We start from the raw sequence: 531 nt of genomic DNA, 5'->3' as shown, positions 1-531 counted from the left end.
GGAGGCTCGCACAGCCTTGACTGGACGATCGTCATGCCTGTTTTTTATAATCGCAAGCCGATCCTGCTTCCTGCTGTACGAAGCCATATGGCCGATAATGGCGGTCCGGTTGCCGGAGGGTACAATCCGCGCTCAAAAGACATTTGGCATGACGGGCTGCGGATTCCGCCGTTAAAAATTTATGAGCGGGGAGAAAAGCGAAGGGATGTATTCGATTTAATCGTTGCAAACAACCGGCTTTCACATTGGCTTGAAGGCGACTTAAATGCGATGATCGGGGCGTGCAAGGTCGCTGCCTCCCGAATCCAGACGATGCTGGATAAGTATGGCGCCGAGAAGGTGATTACAGCCATTGACAACCGGATTCAATATACAGAAAACAGGGTTCGCGATGAAATCAGCAGCTGGCCGGACGGCACCTATGTCGGTGAAACATTCGCTGATCACGACTTTCAAGGCAACCGCGATATTAAGGTTCGCGCAACGGTGACCGTCAAAGGCAGCGATCTTCACATTGACTTTACCGGTTCA

General features: G+C 51.6%; 1 protein-coding gene. It reads left to right on the top strand.

Going from position 1 to position 531, the window contains the following annotated elements; translation table 11 throughout:
• The coding region (locus ACWHAR_RS31485; RefSeq protein ID WP_452088980.1) for a hydantoinase B/oxoprolinase family protein at window positions 1-531 on the top strand (531 nt) is incomplete at both ends.

The organism is Bacillus sp. LR--39 (genome assembly GCF_053613335.1).
The sequence above is the reverse complement of the archived record's forward strand: the minus strand, read 5'-3'. Positions and strand labels throughout refer to the sequence as shown.